16 protein-coding genes are annotated in these 17,290 nt (G+C 59.4%); 12 read left to right on the top strand and 4 right to left on the bottom strand.

Translation table 11 applies throughout. The annotated features are described in order from the left end of the window. Positions 1-12: 12 nt before the first annotated feature. Genes RYC18_RS17820 through RYC18_RS17805 form a run of 4 tightly spaced genes read left to right on the top strand, consistent with a single transcriptional unit; the run spans position 13 to position 4,100 of the window. A complete protein-coding gene (locus tag RYC18_RS17820) occupies positions 13-1,107 on the top strand; it encodes a polyamine ABC transporter substrate-binding protein (RefSeq protein ID WP_005745064.1) in 1,095 nt (364 codons plus the stop codon). 55 nt (positions 1,108-1,162) lie between these two features. Then, positions 1,163-2,305 (top strand): polyamine ABC transporter ATP-binding protein, encoded by a 1,143-nt coding sequence (gene potA, locus RYC18_RS17815; protein WP_002555763.1) that lies wholly within the window; start codon positions 1,163-1,165, stop codon positions 2,303-2,305. Further along, a complete protein-coding gene (locus tag RYC18_RS17810) occupies positions 2,302-3,222 on the top strand; it encodes an ABC transporter permease subunit (protein ID WP_003372160.1) in 921 nt (306 codons plus the stop codon). Before potA ends, RYC18_RS17810 begins: the two co-directional genes overlap by 4 nt. Continuing rightward, positions 3,219-4,100 carry an ABC transporter permease subunit gene (locus RYC18_RS17805; protein ID WP_004655028.1) on the top strand — a complete coding sequence of 294 codons (882 nt, stop codon included), beginning with the start codon at positions 3,219-3,221 and terminating at the stop codon, positions 4,098-4,100. Before RYC18_RS17810 ends, RYC18_RS17805 begins: the two co-directional genes overlap by 4 nt. 320 nt (positions 4,101-4,420) lie before the next feature. Here the strand turns inward: RYC18_RS17805 and RYC18_RS17800 are convergent, their stop codons facing one another. After that, entirely contained in the window at positions 4,421-6,808 is a 2,388-nt protein-coding gene (locus RYC18_RS17800; protein ID WP_316886553.1) for a penicillin acylase family protein, read from the bottom strand. 278 nt (positions 6,809-7,086) lie between these two features. Between RYC18_RS17800 and RYC18_RS17795 the strand changes: the two genes are divergently transcribed. After that, positions 7,087-8,028 carry an alpha/beta hydrolase gene (locus tag RYC18_RS17795; protein WP_016982735.1) on the top strand — a complete coding sequence of 314 codons (942 nt, stop codon included), beginning with the start codon at positions 7,087-7,089 and terminating at the stop codon, positions 8,026-8,028. Positions 8,029-8,042: 14 nt separating this feature from the next. Here RYC18_RS17795 and RYC18_RS17790 read toward each other — a convergent pair whose 3' ends face one another. After that, positions 8,043-8,795: a DUF2059 domain-containing protein gene (locus RYC18_RS17790; RefSeq protein WP_117140111.1), complete on the bottom strand. Its 753-nt coding sequence runs from the start codon at positions 8,793-8,795 to the stop codon at positions 8,043-8,045. Between the two features lie 141 nt (positions 8,796-8,936). Here RYC18_RS17790 and RYC18_RS17785 point away from each other — a divergent pair, with 141 nt between their 5' ends. Together RYC18_RS17785 and RYC18_RS17780 are read left to right on the top strand one after the other, a co-directional pair. Beyond that, the gene (locus RYC18_RS17785; protein ID WP_005733639.1) at positions 8,937-9,572 is read left to right on the top strand and encodes a 2OG-Fe(II) oxygenase; all 636 of its coding nucleotides are present in this window, start codon (positions 8,937-8,939) and stop codon (positions 9,570-9,572) included. Positions 9,573-9,708: 136 nt separating this feature from the next. Beyond that, positions 9,709-10,146 (top strand): DUF4399 domain-containing protein, encoded by a 438-nt coding sequence (locus RYC18_RS17780; RefSeq protein ID WP_016982738.1) that lies wholly within the window; start codon positions 9,709-9,711, stop codon positions 10,144-10,146. A gap of 122 nt (positions 10,147-10,268) precedes the next feature. Here the strand turns inward: RYC18_RS17780 and serA are convergent, their stop codons facing one another. Further along, positions 10,269-11,498 carry a phosphoglycerate dehydrogenase gene (gene serA / locus RYC18_RS17775; protein ID WP_002555754.1) on the bottom strand — a complete coding sequence of 410 codons (1,230 nt, stop codon included), beginning with the start codon at positions 11,496-11,498 and terminating at the stop codon, positions 10,269-10,271. Between the two features lie 160 nt (positions 11,499-11,658). On the opposite strand from serA, the gene RYC18_RS17770 reads away from it, so the two are divergent. From RYC18_RS17770 to RYC18_RS17755, 4 genes are all read left to right on the top strand, one after another. Continuing rightward, positions 11,659-13,053: an FAD-binding oxidoreductase gene (locus RYC18_RS17770; RefSeq protein ID WP_016982739.1), complete on the top strand. Its 1,395-nt coding sequence runs from the start codon at positions 11,659-11,661 to the stop codon at positions 13,051-13,053. Between the two features lie 66 nt (positions 13,054-13,119). Next, entirely contained in the window at positions 13,120-13,785 is a 666-nt protein-coding gene (locus RYC18_RS17765) for a fumarylacetoacetate hydrolase family protein (protein ID WP_005781573.1), read from the top strand. Positions 13,786-13,967: 182 nt separating this feature from the next. Then, positions 13,968-14,912: an SdiA-regulated domain-containing protein gene (locus tag RYC18_RS17760; RefSeq protein ID WP_005745071.1), complete on the top strand. Its 945-nt coding sequence runs from the start codon at positions 13,968-13,970 to the stop codon at positions 14,910-14,912. A 126-nt stretch (positions 14,913-15,038) separates the two neighbouring features. Further along, the gene (locus tag RYC18_RS17755; RefSeq protein WP_032704014.1) at positions 15,039-15,944 is read left to right on the top strand and encodes an SdiA-regulated domain-containing protein; all 906 of its coding nucleotides are present in this window, start codon (positions 15,039-15,041) and stop codon (positions 15,942-15,944) included. Positions 15,945-15,989: 45 nt separating this feature from the next. On the opposite strand, the gene rpiA is transcribed toward RYC18_RS17755, so the two are convergent. Beyond that, positions 15,990-16,661 carry a ribose-5-phosphate isomerase RpiA gene (gene rpiA / locus RYC18_RS17750; RefSeq protein WP_057404911.1) on the bottom strand — a complete coding sequence of 224 codons (672 nt, stop codon included), beginning with the start codon at positions 16,659-16,661 and terminating at the stop codon, positions 15,990-15,992. A gap of 163 nt (positions 16,662-16,824) precedes the next feature. Between rpiA and RYC18_RS17745 the strand changes: the two genes are divergently transcribed. After that, positions 16,825-17,290, top strand: a 466-nt coding sequence (locus RYC18_RS17745) for a pyridoxal-phosphate dependent enzyme (RefSeq protein WP_316886552.1), incomplete at its 3' end; no start/stop codon positions are given.

Below are 17,290 nucleotides of genomic sequence, written 5' to 3'. Positions count from 1 at the left end.
AGGACTCATTCTTTGTCTATTTCTATTTTTTCCAAAGCCTTGCTGGCGGCTGCCGGGCTGACACTGTCGATCAGTGCTCAGGCTGAATCCACCGTGCATATTTATAACTGGTCCGATTACATCGGCAAGACCACCCTGGCGGACTTCGAAGCCGCGACCGGCATCAAGCCGATGTACGACGTGTTCGACTCCAACGAAACCCTTGAGGCCAAGCTGTTGGCCGGACGCACCGGCTATGACGTGGTGGTGCCGTCCAATCACTTCCTCGGCAAGCAGATCAAGGCTGGCGCGTTCCAAAAACTCGACAAGTCGCTGCTGCCCAACTACAAGAACCTCGACCCGGCGCTGCTCAAGCGCCTGGAGAAGAACGATCCGGGTAACCAGTACGCAGTGCCATACCTGTGGGGCACCAACGGCATCGGTTACAACGTCGAGAAGGTCAAGGCAGTGCTGGGTGTCGACAAGATCGACTCCTGGGCGGTGCTGTTCGAGCCGGAAAACATCAAGAAGCTGTCCAGCTGTGGCGTAGCGTTTCTTGATTCCGCTGATGAAATGTTGCCGGCGGTGCTCAACTACATGGGGCTGGACCCCAACAGCACCAAGGAAGCGGACTACAAGAAGGCCGAAGCCAAACTCATGGCGATTCGTCCTTACGTAACCTATTTCCACTCGTCCAAATACATCACTGATCTGGCCAATGGCGACATCTGTGTTGCAGCCGGTTTTTCGGGCGATGTGTTCCAGGCCAAGGCGCGCGCAGAAGAGGCAGGCAAAGGCGTGAAGCTCGCTTACAGCATCCCGAAGGAGGGCGGCAACCTGTGGTTCGATATGCTGGCTATTCCGGCAGACTCGAAAAACATCAAGGCCGCCAGCGCCTTCATCAATTACATGCTTGACCCCAAGGTGATCGCCCAGGTCAGCGATGAAGTCGGCTACGCCAACCCCAATCCCGCCTCCGGCGAGTTCATGGACCAGAAAATCCGCACCGATGCAGCGGTTTACCCGCCTCAGGAAGTGCTGGACCGCCTGTTCGTGAACAGCGAGTTGCCCCCCAAGGTGCAACGTCTGATGACCCGCAGCTGGACCAAGGTCAAGTCGGGCAAATAAAAATCCAGCACCCGGCCGTATTGGCCGGGTTGCCTACCTGTTGGGAGTTTCACCCATGGCAGTTGCCTCCGGCGCCTACAAGAAAGCCCTCGAAGGCGGTCAGCAACCCAAAGAGGTGCTGGTCAAGATTGATCGGGTCACGAAGAAGTTCGACGAGACGATTGCGGTGGACGACGTGTCGCTGCAAATCAACAAGGGTGAGATCTTCGCCCTGCTTGGCGGCTCCGGTTCCGGAAAGTCCACACTGCTGCGCATGCTGGCCGGTTTCGAGCGCCCGACCGAGGGCCGCATCTACCTAGATGGTGTCGACATTACCGACATGCCGCCGTATGAACGTCCGATCAACATGATGTTCCAGTCCTACGCGCTGTTCCCGCACATGACCGTGGCGGACAACATCGCCTTTGGCCTGAAACAGGACAAGCTGGCCAAGCCGGAAATCGAAGCCCGCGTGGCGGAGATGCTCAAGCTGGTGCAGATGACCCAGTACGCCAAGCGCAAGCCGCACCAGCTCTCGGGAGGCCAGCGTCAACGTGTGGCCCTGGCCCGCTCGCTGGCCAAAAAGCCCAAGCTGCTGTTGCTTGATGAGCCAATGGGTGCGCTGGACAAGAAACTGCGTTCGCAGATGCAGCTGGAACTGGTGGAGATCATCGAGCGCGTCGGCGTGACCTGCGTAATGGTGACTCACGATCAGGAAGAGGCCATGACCATGGCCGAGCGCATCGCAATCATGCACCTGGGCTGGATCGCGCAGATCGGCAGCCCGATCGACATCTACGAAACCCCGACCAGCCGTCTGGTCTGCGAATTCATCGGCAGCGTCAACCTGTTCGAAGGTGACGTGATCGAAGACATGGAAGCCCACGCGCTGATCCGCAGTCCCGAGCTGGAGCGCAATATCTATGTCGGCCACGGCGTCAGTACGTCGGTAGAAGACAAGCACATCACCTACGCCCTGCGCCCTGAGAAGCTGCTGATCACCACCGAGCAGCCAGGCTTCGAATACAACTGGTCACGCGGCAAGGTTCACGACATCGCCTATCTGGGCGGTCATTCGGTGTTCTACGTCGAGCTGCCGGGCGGCAAGCTGGTGCAATCGTTCGTCGCCAACGCCGAGCGTCAGGGCGCACGGCCTACCTGGGGCGATGAAGTCTACGTGTGGTGGGAAGACGACAGCGGCGTGGTACTGCGCTCATGAAAATCCGCAAGATCAAGCGCGCGTTCGAGCGCATAAAGCCCAACGGGCGGCAGATGGTCATCGGCGTGCCGTTCCTCTGGCTGTTTCTGTTCTTTGCCTTGCCGTTTTTGATCGTGCTCAAGATCAGCTTCGCCGAAGCCGACGTCGCGATCCCGCCATACACCGAGATCTTCAGCTACGCCGACGAAAAGCTGCAGATGGTCCTCAACTTCGCCAACTACACCTTGCTCAGTGGCGATGACCTGTATGTTTCGGCCTATCTGGGCTCGCTGAAGATGGCCTTCATCAGCACCTTGCTGTGCCTGCTGATCGGCTATCCGATGGCCTATGCCATCGCCAGCGCGCGCAAGGACCTGCAAACCGTGCTGTTGCTGCTGATCATGATGCCGACCTGGACGGCGATCCTGATCCGCGTCTACGCCTGGATGGGTATCCTCAGCAACAACGGGCTGCTCAATGCATTCCTGATGTGGCTCGGGCTGATCGACGCGCCGTTGCAGATCCTCAACACCAACCTGGCGGTGTACATCGGCGTGGTCTATTCCTACCTGCCGTTCATGATCCTGCCGCTGTACGCCAACCTTGTGAAGCACGACACCAGCCTGCTGGAAGCCGCGTCCGACCTGGGTTCGAGCACCTTCAACAGTTTCTGGAAAATCACCGTACCGCTGTCCAAGAACGGTGTGATCGCCGGCTGCATGCTGGTATTCATCCCGGTGGTCGGCGAGTTCGTGATTCCCGAACTGCTGGGTGGCCCGGAAACCCTGATGATCGGCCGCGTGCTGTGGCAGGAATTCTTCAACAACCGTGATTGGCCGGTGGCTTCGGCGCTGGCAGTCATCATGCTGCTGGTGCTGATCGTGCCTATCATCCTGTTCAACCGTAGTCAGGCCAAAGAACTGGAGGGCAAGGCATGAACCGCTTTCGATTCTCGAACCTGATGCTGGTTCTGGGTTTGCTGTTCATCTATGCGCCGATGGTGATTCTGGTCATCTACTCGTTCAACGCCTCGCAACTGGTGACGGTCTGGGGCGGCTGGTCGGTGAAATGGTACGTCGGCCTGCTGGACAACTCGCAACTGATGGGCTCGGTGATGCGCTCGCTGGAGATCGCCTGCTACACCGCCGTTGCTGCGGTGGCGCTGGGGACGATGGCTGCGTTTGTGCTGACCCGCATCAGTCGCTTCAAGGGTCGGACGTTCTTTGGCGGGCTGGTAACTGCGCCGCTGGTAATGCCCGAAGTGATCACCGGCCTCTCGCTGTTGCTGCTGTTCGTGGCCATGGCGCAATTGATCGGTTGGCCGCAGGAGCGCGGCATCATGACCATCTGGATCGCGCACACGACGTTCTGCGCGGCCTACGTGGCAGTGGTGGTATCGGCGCGGCTGCGTGAGCTGGACCTGTCGATTGAAGAAGCGGCGATGGATCTGGGCGCGCGTCCGTGGAAGGTGTTCTTGCTGATCACCATCCCGATGATCGCGCCGTCGCTGGCAGCCGGCGGCATGATGTCGTTTGCACTGTCGCTGGACGACCTGGTGCTCGCCAGCTTCGTTTCCGGGCCGGGTTCGACGACTCTGCCGATGGAAGTGTTCTCCGCCGTGAGACTGGGCGTTAAACCTGAAATCAACGCAGTGGCGAGCCTGATTCTGCTGGCCGTTTCATTGGCGACCTTCCTGGTCTGGTTCTTCACCCGCCGCGCGGAAAACAGCCGCAAGCGTGCCATCCAGCAAGCCATCGAGGAAAGCGCAGCAGACGCCTGGAAACAACCGGACCCAAGGCGTGCGCCTGCGGCGTGAAGACCTGATCGTGCCCGGAGGGCGTGGGAGCGAGCTTGCTCGCGAACTGCCGGTTACCGGCAGCAACTAGCTATCTCGGTTTATCGCTCCCACGCTCCGGCGTGGGAGCGCAGCTCTGGACGCTCTGCGTCCGATCTTGATAGCGCGGTGCTACGCAGACTTGTGACGCGGAGCGTCACGAAAGGCATGCCAACGCGGAGCATTGGCACGATAGTCAAACCCGGTTGTGCCTGATGTACCGTGCGTGAAGGTTTCACTGTCGGCTCCCGACAGTTCGCGAGCAAGCTCGCTCCCACGAGAAGCCACATTTCAGGGGGCGGCTATTCCCCCGGCACTAACCGTAAAACCCCTTCCGTATGCTCTGCCACGTCTTTCTCGCTGAAGCGCTGTGGCACGTACTCGCCACTCACAAACGCCTTGGCCTGATCCGAATAATGCTTGTCGAACGGCACGCCGCTCTGGCTTACCGGGTTGATACCCAGGCTATGCGCCGGGTCGGCGAAGTCGATAAGGCGGCGGGTCGAAGGGCCGTAGCCGACGGGCCACGGGGCAGGGCGGATGCTGGATGACAGGTTGTTCGGCACTTCGTGGGTGCCCGGCGCTGCATACGGGCCAACGTTGAAGATCATGTCCAGCGGCTTTTGCGACCCCATCGGGTGACCCTGAGTAAGGGTGTGTGCCTTGCCCCACACCCATTCATCCGGGTTGGTGCCGTACAGCGACCGCAAGTGCGACACGCTGGCTCGCCAGGCTACCTTGACGGTATTGGCGCGGCTTTCTTCATGGGGTGAATTGCGATTGTTCCACCACGGCGAATCGGCATCGGCGGCCAGACGCGGCAGGGCGGCGTCCAATACGCGGGTCGACAGCAGCGTTTCGAACATCGTATCGCCCAGTTCGTCGTGGAATGTTTCTTCCGTCAGGTCGAACAGGAACTGGTTGAACAGTGTGGCACCCACCGAATCAACGGGGTAATCGCCTTTCCAGCTGGCCAGCCGCTCCACGAGGGCGATTTCGTCCGGGTCGCTGACAACGCTGCGCAGTACCGGAATCAGCGGTTTGAGAATGCTCGGTGCGTAATCGGTCTGCGTGCCCAGTTGCAGCGCCTTGCTGGCGGCCAGGTCCCACTTGATGGTGGAGTCGCTCAGTTGCCGGTTCAGCTCCTGACCGCGCTCGGCCGGGTTGTAGTAACCCGGAATCTGCATGCCGGTCGGCGACAGCGGCTGGAAGTTGGCGGACACGATGTAGCCGCGCGCCGGGTTTTCTTCGTGCGGGTTGGCGCTGAATGGGTAAAAGCCCGATTTGTCCGCCTGCGCGGTGCTGCCATCGAGGATGAAGCTCGGGTTGACGCCTTGCGGACGAATCGGCAGTTGCGCCGCAGCCCACCAACCGATATCACCTTTGGCATTGGCCCAGACAATGTTGAGGCCCGGCGACTGGATCTTCTCGGCGGCGCTGCGCATTTTATCCAACGTGTCGGCGCGGTTGGCTTCGTAGAAACCATCCAGCACCGGGTTGGCGGACACCAGAAATGACCACCACATCGCGATTGGCGTCTGGCCGGCGTTCTTGCCCATCACATTGTTGACGATCGGTCCGTGCGGCGATTCGAGCAGCGTCAGTGTGACCGGGGCCTGGCCCTTGACGGTGATTTGCTGCTCGGTGCGTTTCATGTCCACCCATTGCCCGTGGTACCAGACCTGATTCGGGTTGTCCGGGTTGGTCTTCTCGGCGATCAGGTCCACGTCATCGTTCTGGAACATGGTCAGGCTCCAGCCGAAATCCATGTTGTGGCCCAGAAACGCGAACGGATTGAGCCCCGGAAAGTGTCCGTACAGCTCAAAACCCGGCGCAGAAAGCTGTGCTTCGTACCACACCGAAGGCACGGAAAAGCGGATGTGCGGGTCGCCCGCGAGGATCGGTTTGCCGCTTTGCGTACGGCTGCCGGAAATCACCCAGGCGTTGCTGCCCTCGAACTGCGGCAGACCTGCGCCTTCCAGCGCTTTGTGGCTCAGCTGGGCCAACTGCGCCAGGCCTTTCCAGTCGGCGCTGGCCAATGCCGGTTTAGAACCGAGCATGCCGTCCGGATGCCAGTCCAGATCAAACACTTTCAAATACTGCGGGCCCAGTTGATCGCGCACATACGTCAGCAATGGTTCGGTTCTGAATGCTGCCGCAAAGCTGTACGCCAGATAGCCACCGATGCTCACGGTGTCTTCGGTAGTGAAGCGCCGCTTGGGAATACCCAGCGCGTCGAACTCCATCGGTCGTGCGTGGGTGTCCTGATACTGATTGACGCCGTCGATGTAGGCTTCCAGCGCTTTCCAGGTCGGGGTGTTCTTGTCCTGGCGTGCGACATACGCGTCGGCATGCTCGCGAATACGCAATGTGCGAAACAGTTTGTCGGTCTCGACCAGGTTCGGCCCGAGTATCTCCGCCAGTTCGCCACGCGCCAGACGCCGCAGCATTTCCATCTGGAACAGCCGGTCCTGAGCATGGGCATAACCCAGCGCTCGGTACAGATCTGCTTCGTTCTCTGCCCGGATGTGCGGCACGCCACGCTCGTCGTAACGCAGCGTGACAGGTGCCTGAAGATGGCTCATGGCAATCTCGCCATCACGGACCGGTTGTTTGCTATTGACGTACCAGCCCGCGCCGCCTGCAAGGATGGCGATGATGATGGCTAGAATGACGAGGCTGCGTTTCATCCGGGTTTCTCTGTGAATGGCGTGATGCATGGGCGAAGGCTATGGTTGTGCAATATGGCAGCAGCCTGACAGGCCGCCCTGCATAACACAGCGCGAAAGCCTACCGCGATCGAGTACGCAGTAAACATTAAGATAGCGTTCGCTACCGTGCAGTCTGATGGCGATGTGCCTAAGCATGTGAAGCGTGTGATTGCAGCCGAGCAGCTTGCCATGCCGGAGCATACAGAAGAATATCGTTACACAATTTTACTTACCGTTTCCCGGAATCTGGAAGCCACATGTCCGCCACGTTTGACCCCGATAAACTGCGCGCCAGCCTGCTGCCGCTGAATATCATCGACCCGCTTTCCATGGACGGACTGGCCTATCAACGCTTCTACGGCCTGGCCGGGCTGGGCGGCGAAAAAATCATACGCAGCTGGCTGGGGCGTCTCGATGTCGCGGGCTACGAGGTTGTCGGGCAGGTGTGGATGCCTGACAGTCCGGTCGCCACGCTGTTTCTGTTTCACGGTTTTTACGACCACATGGGGCTATACCGGCATGTGATCGAATGGGCGCTGGAGCAGGGGTTCGCCGTGATCGCCTGCGACTTGCCGGGCCATGGCCTGTCCAGCGGCAGTCGGGCCTGTATCAATGACTTCGCCGAGTATCAACTGGTGTTGCAACGTCTGCTGTCTGAAGCCGAAGGCCTTGGGCTGCCACATCCCTGGCACCTGTGCGGACAAAGCATGGGTGGTGCCATCGTGACGGATCACCTGCTTCATCAGGGGGCAGACTCGCCGGCGCAGGGGGAGGTGATCCTGCTGGCGCCGCTGGTCCGGCCGCGCGCTTGGGGCTGGTCGCGTCTGAGTTATCACCTGCTCAAACCGTTCGTAAACGGCATTGCCCGGCGTTTCACCGAAAACTCCAATGCGCCTGCGTTCCTGCCTTTTCTCCTGGCGGACCCTTTGCAGCCGCGTCGCCTGCCCACTGCCTGGGTCGGCGCGTTGTCGCAATGGATTGTGCGTATTGAGCGCGCGCCGCGCAGCCTGCGCAGCCCGTTGATCATTCAAGGTGACGCAGATATGACGGTCGACTGGTCTCACAACCTCACGGTTCTGAAAGGCAAGTTCAGCCAGCCGCAGATCCTGATGCTGGGGCACGCCCGGCATCATCTGGCCAATGAATCGCCGGAGTTACGGGCAAGGTACTTTGATTTTCTGGAAGGGCGTTTGCGCTAAGCCGTCGGTACCGATCAGGGGTTCAGGCTCGACGCACTTTGCCCAACCGCCAGTCCGGCGCGAATCGCAGCCAGTGCTGCCTGATAATAGGCTTTGCCTTCCGGTGACTCGGCGAAGGTCGAGAACTCTTCAAGTTCAGGGTCGGACAGGTCGCGGTACACATACAGCAGCGTGTTGTTCAGATCAGCACTCATCTGCGCCATCAGGCGCTCGCGCTGGCCTTCGAGCATGCCCTGCGCCTGGCCTCCACCGAGCAGGCCGGGAATCATCTGGCTCAGGCTGTCTGCGGCAACGCCTGCGATGGCAAGGCTGACTTCCGCGCCGGCCTCTCTGGCCGGCAGTGCCTGGGCCAGATGGCCGATCAACAACTGACGCGTTGCATCCGCTTCGATATGCGGCAGCCCTTGGGCATGTTTGGCCAGCTGATCGGCGCGGGTGGCGGTCAGCTCGGCGTTGACGATCTTTCGGCCCAGCGGCGACTGGAAAAACTGCAGCGACGGGGCAGGGTCCTTGAGGCTTTCACGCAGGCGCTTCGACGCGCGCTGGTCCATGGCCTGGGGGGAAAAACGCTGATTGCTGTTATTGACCAGCGCTTGATAAACCGCAGGCGGCAGGTTGTTGCTGTAGCGCTGTTGAGCAGCCTTGAGAGCATCGTTGAAATGCGCGCGCTGTTCCGGCCAGCCTGCGGCCTTGTACAACTGATCGTAGCTGTCTGCCCAGGCAGGGGAGGTGCAGAACATCAACAGCAAAACAAACAAACGACGCATTGGGGACTCCTGTCGGCAGGCCGCTATTCTCCGGGTGTTAGCGTGGATTTGTCGAGTTATGAGTGCCGTCGGCGAGTGAAATCTCACGCGTGTGATACCACATGTATACGCCTCTGTCGGATTTCATGGCTTATCGATACTATGCACGCCATGCGCATACCCTCTGACCACCCACTGCTGTTGCGAATCGTCGACGACCTGGCCGCCAACGGCTGGTCGCAGCAGAATATTTTCCTGCCCGAAGCTCTGACTCTTGAACTTGAGCAAGAGTGCCGAAAACGTGCTGCCGAAGGCGAGCTCGAGCCTGCCGCTATTGGCAAGGGCGCAGCGCAGGAAATACGCGAAGGTATTCGTGGTGACCGCATTCAGTGGCTTGAAGCGGGGCAGGTGCAGTGTTGCGACAGCTATCTGGAATTGATGGAAAGCCTGCGTCAGGCGCTCAATCGCGGCCTTTTCCTGGGGCTGGAGGACTACGAAAGCCATTTTGCGCTGTATCCACCGGGTGCCCGCTACCTCAGGCATGTGGATCGCTTTCGCGATGATGACAAGCGCATGGTGTCGGCGGTGCTTTACCTCAACAATGCCTGGCTGCCCGAGCATGGCGGCCAGTTGCGCATGTACCTCAAGGACGATGTGGCTTACGACGTCCAGCCTACAGGCGGTTGCCTGGTGGTTTTTCTGTCCGGTGATATTCCCCATGAAGTCATGCCTGCCAGCCGTGATCGACTGTCACTGACGGGCTGGTTCAGGCGCCGCGGTAACGAGCTGTTTCAGTAACCTGTGGCCTGTTCATGAAAACTGTTTCATCAATGCAGTGAGCCATTGAGCCCGGCTGCGGTCTATCTTGAGCACTCCTGAACCGACGGATTTGTTGTGTGAGGGTCGACTTACGTCAACTGCAACCGGAGCAATCATGAAATCCTTATTTTCTGGAACGATGGTCGCGGGCCTGTTGCTCAGCGCATCCATGCTGGTCAGCGCCGCCGATATGCCACGCACTGCATCCCCTGAAGGCGCCGAGGTGTACATCATCTCGCCCAAGGATGGTGAAACCGTGACTTCACCGTTCAAGGTGCAATTCGGTCTCAAAGGCATGGGCGTCGCGCCTGCGGGTGTGGATGTTCCCGATACCGGTCACCATCACCTGCTGATCGATGTGAACGACCAGCCAGCGATGAATGCGCCGCTGCCGGTCAGTGACAACATCCGCCACTTCGGCAAGGGCCAGACTGAAACCGAAATCAACCTGCCGCCTGGTCAGCACACATTGCAATTGCTGATGGGCGACAAAGGCCACATGCCGCTGAACCCGTCGGTCGAGTCGAAGAAGATCACGATCAATGTGAAGTAGGGCTGTCAGTGCTTGTATAACGCAGAGCGTCACGAACGGCATTCCCACGCTGGAGCGTGAGGAACGATCGGTGCCCGCAAGACCATCGCTCGTGCCCACACGGGGTGGGCACGGCGCTCGGATCAGAACAGAACGCGGCTGCGGATGGTGCCTTTGATCTGTTGCAGCTTGGCTTGTGCCAAATCCGAGTACTCGGCGTCGACGTCGATGACCACGTAACCGACTTTCTCGTTGGTCTGCAGGAACTGACCGGAGATGTTGATGCCGTTCTCGGCGAAGACCTTGTTGATCTCGCTGAGCACGCCCGGGATGTTCTCGTGGATGTGCAGCAGGCGATGCTTGCCAGGGTGAGCAGGCAAGGCCACTTCCGGGAAGTTGACCGACGACACCGAGGTACCGTTGTCGCTGTACTTGACCAGCTTTTCTGCGACTTCCAGACCGATGTTGGCCTGCGCTTCGGCAGTGGAACCACCGATGTGCGGGGTCAGGATCACGTTGTCCAGGCCACGCAGCGGGCTTTCGAAGATGTCGTCGTTCGAGCGTGGCTCGACCGGGAACACGTCGATTGCAGCGCCGATCAGGTGCTTGTCCTTGATCGCGTCGGCCAGGGCGTCCAGCTCAACGACTGTGCCGCGAGCCGCGTTGATCAGGATGCTGCCCTTTTTCATCGCGCGAATTTCTTTTTCGCCGATCATCCACTGGGTTTCCGAGGTTTCCGGCACGTGCAGGGTAACGATATCGGACATGCCCAGCAGCTCGTTCAGGCTGGACACCTGAGTCGCGTTGCCCAGTGGCAGCTTGGTCAGGGTGTCGTAGAAGTACACCTGCATGCCCAGGCCTTCGGCCAGAACCGACAACTGCGTACCAATCGAGCCATAGCCAATGATGCCGAGCTTCTTGCCACGGATTTCGAAAGAGTTGGCCGCGCTTTTGATCCAGCCGCCACGGTGGCATGAAGCGTTTTTCTCAGGGATACCGCGCAGCAGCAGGATCGCCTCGGCCAGCACCAGTTCTGCTACCGAGCGGGTGTTGGAGTAGGGCGCATTGAACACTGCAATACCGCGCTCACGCGCTGCATTGAGGTCAACCTGGTTGGTGCCGATGCAGAAGCAGCCGACGGCAACCAGTTTCTTGGCGCAATCGAACAGCTCTTCGGTCAACTGAGTGCGGGAGCGGATACCGATGAAGTGTGCGTCGGCGATCTTTTCTTTCAGTTCGGCTTCCGGCAGAGACTTGGTGTGGTACTCGATGCTGGTGTAGCCGGCTGCCTTGAGGACGTCGACAGCGGACTGATGGACGCCTTCGAGAAGAAGGAACTTGATCTTGCTCTTGTCGAGGGAAGTCTTGCTCATCTGCGTAAACCTGTGTCCCGAAGAAAATTGGCAGGGGGTGCCCGGTTCGGCTCTGGGCACGACTCACGGGGGGCGTATGCTAGCATATGAGCCCCGCGAAACCTCATCCCGAACGTGAACCGTTCTCAGGATGCCCATGAATCGTTCGAGAGTTGATTCAATGACCGATCGCGTTTTGATTGATGAGCTGCAGACCCTGGTTGACCCCGGCAAGGTACTCACCGATGCCGGTTCTCTGGAAACTTACGGCAAGGACTGGACCAAGCAGTTCACTCCTGCGCCACTGGCCATCGTATTTCCCAAGACCACCGAACAGGTGCAGGCCATCGTACGCTGGGCCAATGAGCGGCTCGTGGCGCTGGTGCCTTCGGGTGGACGCACCGGGCTTTCGGCGGCCGCGGTGGCTGCCAACGGTGAAGTGGTCGTCTCGTTCGATTACATGAACCAGGTGCTGGAGCTGAATCTCACCGACCGGACGGCGGTCTGTCAGCCTGGCGTGATCACCCGGCAATTACAGGCGCTGGCTGAAGAGAGCGGCCTTTATTATCCGGTCGACTTCGCTTCTTCGGGCTCCAGCCAGATCGGCGGCAATATCGGCACCAATGCGGGCGGTATCAAGGTCATTCGCTACGGCATGACGCGCAATTGGGTCGCGGGCCTCAAGGTGGTCACCGGCAAGGGCGACCTGCTGGAGCTGAACAAGGACCTGATCAAGAACGCCACCGGCTACGATTTGCGCCAGTTGTTCATCGGTGCCGAAGGTACGCTGGGCTTTGTCGTCGAAGCGACCATGCGCCTCGACCGTGCGCCGAAGAACCTCACAGCGATGGTGCTGGGCACCTCGGACTTCAACTCGATCATGCCGGTGCTGCATGCCTTTCACGGCAAGCTCGACCTGACCGCCTTCGAATTCTTCTCGGACAAATCCTTCGCCCGGGTCATGGCGCGCGGTGATGTGCCGTCGCCTTTCGACACGCCATGCCCGTTCTATGTGTTGCTGGAGTTCGAAGCGACCACCGACGACCTGGCCGATCAGGCCCTGGCGACCTTCGAGCACTGCGTCGAGCAGGGTTGGGTGCTGGACGGCGTGATGAGCCAGAGCGAACAGCAATTACGCAACCTGTGGAAGCTGCGCGAGTACATCTCCGAAACCATCTCGCACTTCACACCGTACAAAAACGATATCTCGGTCACTGTCTCGAAAGTGCCGGAGTTTCTGGCTGAAATCGACACGATCGTTGCCGAACACTACCCAGACTTCGAAGTGCTCTGGTACGGCCACATTGGCGACGGCAACCTGCACCTGAACATCCTCAAGCCCGAGGGCCTCGACAAGGACGAGTTCTTCGTCAAATGTGCCCGGGTCAACAAGTGGGTATTCGAGACTGTCGAAAAGTACAACGGCTCGATTTCGGCCGAGCATGGTGTCGGGATGACCAAACGTGACTATTTAACGTACAGTCGCTCGCCGGTCGAAATCGAATACATGAAGGCGTTGAAAGCGGTGTTCGATCCCAACGGGATCATGAATCCCGGCAAAATCTTCGCCGTTTGATCCGTCGCAACCATTTGATCCGTCGCAACAATAAGCAGGCTACCTCTTACAGCCTCAGGAGACGTCATGAGCTACCAGCACAAATATGTCGATGGCACCAACATTCACTTCCCGCTGGGTAAAGTGGTCTGCATCGGGCGTAACTACGCCGAACACGCCAAGGAACTGGGCAACGCGGTGCCTACCGAGCCGCTGCTGTTCATGAAACCCGGCAGCGCGGTGGTTGCGCTGGAGGGTGGCTTCACTATCCCGGCAGACCGCGGCTCGGTGCATTACGAAGCAGAGATCGTTGTCCTGATCGGCAAGCCTCTGAGCAAGAACCCTTCGCGCGAAGAAGTACTCGACGCGATCAGCGGCTTTGCGCCCGGCCTGGACCTGACCCTGCGTGACGTGCAGTCGCGTCTGCGTGAGAAAGGCCTTCCATGGGAGCTGGCCAAGTGTTTCGACGGCGCTGCGGTGATTCCGCCGTTCGTGCCCGCCGAGACCTTCCCTGACCTGGAGGACATCGGTATCCGCCTGACCCTCAATGGCAAGGTGGTTCAAGACGGCAACAGCAACATGATGCTCAACCCGATCGTGCCGATGATCCAGCACATGGCAGCCAACTTCTCGCTGCAGGCCGGTGACCTGATCATGACCGGCACGCCTGCCGGTGTCGGGCCGTTCAAAGCCGGCGACCAGATCGCACTGGAACTGGTCGGGCAGACGCCGTTCGAGAGCGTCGTCAGGTAACCCGACAGCATCTTCAGGCTGCACCCAAAGCCACGCGGGATCACTCCCGGGTGGCTTTTGTTTGTGGAGTGACTGATAGTTCAGCCGATTTTGCGTTTTTTTCACACCTGTTCTGGATAATCCGGCCGTCCCCGCAAGGGCACCACGTCGTCATGAAGTCTCATTTGCTCAGGAACACATGAATGGCCAGTACTGCCGCAGCGCCGCCTCGTAACAAAAAACGCTTCGCTTACTTGCGAAACATGCGCTGGTATTCGTGGTTGTTAGTGGTTGCCTTGCTGGGCTATGGGCTGGCCTTCATCATGCATTGGGATGATCGCGCGCTGCTCTGGTTTCAGGAGCGGTTCGAGAGCAAGGCAGGTCGTCACGCCAGTATCTGGCTGCCGGACTACCATGTGGATATCGACGCAAAGGTGCTGCCGGGCATGGAAAAGGACGAGGCGTCCGACCTGTCCTATAACCCGGTCACCAAAACGCTGTTTGCGGTCATGGGCAAAAATGCGTTTCTGGTGGAGCTGACGCTCACGGGCGATGTACTGCGCAAGATCCCGCTGGTGGGCTGGAGCAATCCGGAAGGTGTTGCCGTCATGAACGATGGCCTGATTGCGATCACTGACGAGCGCCAGCACAAGCTGACCATCGTTAAAGTAAACGCCGACACCACCACCCTGAACATCGCGGATTTCCCCCAGTACGAACTGGGCAAGTCTGCCAACCAGAACAAGGGCTTCGAAGGTATCGCCTGGGACCCGCAGCGTCAGCAGCTGATACTGGGCGAGGAGCGACCTCCCGCGCTGTACACCTGGAAAAGTGATGGCAGTGACGTGCTGAAAGGCGACAAGCAACCGCTGTCGAGTCGCTCGCTGGACATGCGCAATCTGTCGTCATTGAGCATCGACCCGCGCACCGGCCACATGCTCGCGCTGTCTGCCGATTCGCACTTGTTGCTGGAAGTCGACGAGCAAGGCGAGCAGGTAAGCTTCATGACCCTGCTGGGCGGCATGAACGGTTTGAAGGACACAATTCCGCGCGCAGAAGGCGTGGCCCTTGATGAGGCCGGTACGCTGTACATGGTCAGCGAACCGAACCTGTTCTATTCGTTTCACCGGGCGCTTCACAAGCACTGAGCCAGGACGGCAACTACACAGGTCGCCGATACACATTCGGCAAAAATATAGCACCATGCCATTAAGCTTGCTTTCAGGATGGCATGGTATCAATCCCGTCCGCTCAATCTGTCTGAGTCACCCTTCATGCGTCGCTCTACTCGCTCTTTAGTTCTGCTTCTGGCCCTTGTACCCCTGATCGTTGTGTTCGTGATCGCCAATCAGCGATACCGCTATGTTGAAAGTGCCCTGTTCGACTGGCAGGTGTTCTGGCAGTCCGACTCACTTCAGTCCATTGGTCTGGATCAGTACCGAGTCGTCACCGAAGCACAGGTGATCGACGGGCTGCAGGATGATGTCTCGGGCCTGAGCTACGACCCGGACCGCAAGAGCCTGTTTACGGTGACCAATCAGAACCCTGAACTGGTCGAGCTGAGCCTGGACGGTCGTGTGCTGCGGCGCATTCCGCTGGTGGGGTTCGGTGATGCCGAGGCTGTCGAATACATCAGCCCGGGCACTTATGTGATCAGCGATGAGCGCCGGCTCCGGCTGATTCAGATTCACGTCGATGACAACACCAAAAGTCTGGACGCCGCCCAGGCAGAACAATTGACGCTGGGCATCACCGCCAGTGGCAACAAGGGCTATGAAGGGCTGGCCTATGATTCCGTCGGCAAGCGCCTGTTTGTCGCCCGCGAGCGTGATCCGGTGCAGATCATCGAAGTGCGCGGCTTTCCCAGGACCAACTCCGAGGCTCCCGGCAATCTGCAGGTCATCTCCAACAGCAAGCGCGATGGCCGACTGTCGGTTCGTGACCTTTCCAGCCTGCAATTCGATGAAACCAGCGGCCATTTGCTGGCCTTGTCCGATGAGTCGAAGCGCATTCTTGAACTCGACACCAGCGGTCATCCGATTGGCAGCGGCTCGCTGGCAAAAGGGGCGATGGGGCTGAGCAAGGACGTGCCGCAGGCTGAAGGGATGGCTATGGACGCAGAAGGGACGCTGTATCTGGTGAGCGAGCCGAACCTGTTTTACGTGTTCCGCAAGCCTTGAGCCTGTGAGGGGCATGCCCACCTTGCGTGGGCACGACCGGTTTTATCAGCGCGTCAGGGTTTTCACGCCTTCGGTGGTGCCCAGCAGCAACAGGTCGGCCGGACGGGCGGCGAACAGGCCATTGGTGACCACGCCGACGATGGCGTTGATCTGTGCTTCCAGCTCCACCGGATTGGTGATGCTCATGTTGTGCACATCAATGATGATATTGCCGTTGTCGGTCAGAACGCCCTCGCGATAAACCGGGTCGCCGCCCAGTTTCACCAGTTGCCGCGCAACGTGGCTGCGGGCCATCGGAATGACTTCGACCGGCAGCGGAAATGCGCCCAGCACCGGCACCAGCTTGCTGCCGTCGGCGATGCAGATAAAGGTCTTGGCCACTGCTGCGACGATTTTCTCGCGTGTCAGCGCCGCGCCACCACCCTTGATCAGGTTCAGATGCTCGTCGCTTTCGTCGGCACCATCGACATAGAACTCCAGATCGCTGACCGTGTTCAGCTCATACACCGGAATGCCATGGCCCTTGAGGCGCGCGGCGGTAGCTTCCGAGCTGGCGACTGCGCCATCGAATGCCGTCTTGTGTTTAGCCAGCGCATCAATAAAGCAATTGGCCGTGGAGCCGGTGCCGACGCCCACAATGCTTTTGTCATCGAGCTTCGGAAGGATGAAGTCGACAGCTGCCTGGGCGACTGCCTGTTTGAGTTGATCCTGGTTCATGCGGGCTCCACGGTGCCTGATGTAGGTAAAAAGAGGGGGTATGTAAAAAAGGCCCGCATTATAGCGGCGACTGCGCTGCAAAGCCCTGTCATTCGTATGGTCGTCTTTCGGCACGCAGGGTAGACTTCCCGACCTTGCCCGCTTCGTCAGTGATGCCGCCCCGATGCTTGAACACTACGTCAAGAAAATCCTCACCTCCCGCGTTTACGACGTGGCGGTCGAAACCCCGCTGCACGGCGCTCGCCAGCTGTCCGAGCGGCTGGGAAACCGGGTATTGCTCAAGCGCGAAGACCTGCAGCCGGTGTTCTCCTTCAAGATTCGCGGCGCGTACAACAAGCTGGCGCAATTGACCGCAGAGCAGACTGCACGGGGCGTGGTGACGGCATCGGCGGGTAATCATGCCCAGGGCCTGGCGTTGGCGGCACGCGAATTGGGGATCAAGGCGACCATCGTCATGCCGCGCACCACGCCGGAGATCAAGGTCGAAGGTGTGCGCTCGCGGGGTGCCGCCGTGGTGCTGCACGGCGACTCCTTCCCCGAGGCGCTGGCCTATTCGCTGAAACTGGTCGACGAGCAGGGTTTCGTCTACATCCACCCGTATGACGACCCCGATACGATTGCCGGGCAAG

Source organism: Pseudomonas syringae group sp. 247E2, assembly GCF_032587795.1.
GTDB lineage: Bacteria > Pseudomonadota > Gammaproteobacteria > Pseudomonadales > Pseudomonadaceae > Aquipseudomonas > Aquipseudomonas amygdali.
Note: the sequence above shows the minus strand (reverse complement) of the source record. Positions and strands in the feature narration are given on the sequence as shown.

Bases quoted from the DNA above. Each gene is read 5' to 3' on its own strand.
- potA (WP_002555763.1), top strand. From the start codon at position 1,163: ATGGCAGTTGCCTCCGGCGCCTACAAGAAAGCCCTCGAAGGCGGTCAG.
- RYC18_RS17810 (WP_003372160.1), top strand. From the start codon at position 2,302: ATGAAAATCCGCAAGATCAAGCGCGCGTTCGAGCGCATAAAGCCCAAC.
- RYC18_RS17805 (WP_004655028.1), top strand. From the start codon at position 3,219: ATGAACCGCTTTCGATTCTCGAACCTGATGCTGGTTCTGGGTTTGCTG.
- RYC18_RS17800 (WP_316886553.1), bottom strand. From the start codon at position 6,808: ATGAAACGCAGCCTCGTCATTCTAGCCATCATCATCGCCATCCTTGCA.
- RYC18_RS17795 (WP_016982735.1), top strand. From the start codon at position 7,087: ATGTCCGCCACGTTTGACCCCGATAAACTGCGCGCCAGCCTGCTGCCG.
- RYC18_RS17790 (WP_117140111.1), bottom strand. From the start codon at position 8,795: ATGCGTCGTTTGTTTGTTTTGCTGTTGATGTTCTGCACCTCCCCTGCC.
- RYC18_RS17785 (WP_005733639.1), top strand. From the start codon at position 8,937: ATGCACGCCATGCGCATACCCTCTGACCACCCACTGCTGTTGCGAATC.
- RYC18_RS17780 (WP_016982738.1), top strand. From the start codon at position 9,709: ATGAAATCCTTATTTTCTGGAACGATGGTCGCGGGCCTGTTGCTCAGC.
- serA (WP_002555754.1), bottom strand. From the start codon at position 11,498: ATGAGCAAGACTTCCCTCGACAAGAGCAAGATCAAGTTCCTTCTTCTC.
- RYC18_RS17770 (WP_016982739.1), top strand. From the start codon at position 11,659: ATGACCGATCGCGTTTTGATTGATGAGCTGCAGACCCTGGTTGACCCC.
- RYC18_RS17765 (WP_005781573.1), top strand. From the start codon at position 13,120: ATGAGCTACCAGCACAAATATGTCGATGGCACCAACATTCACTTCCCG.
- RYC18_RS17760 (WP_005745071.1), top strand. From the start codon at position 13,968: ATGGCCAGTACTGCCGCAGCGCCGCCTCGTAACAAAAAACGCTTCGCT.
- RYC18_RS17755 (WP_032704014.1), top strand. From the start codon at position 15,039: ATGCGTCGCTCTACTCGCTCTTTAGTTCTGCTTCTGGCCCTTGTACCC.
- rpiA (WP_057404911.1), bottom strand. From the start codon at position 16,661: ATGAACCAGGATCAACTCAAACAGGCAGTCGCCCAGGCAGCTGTCGAC.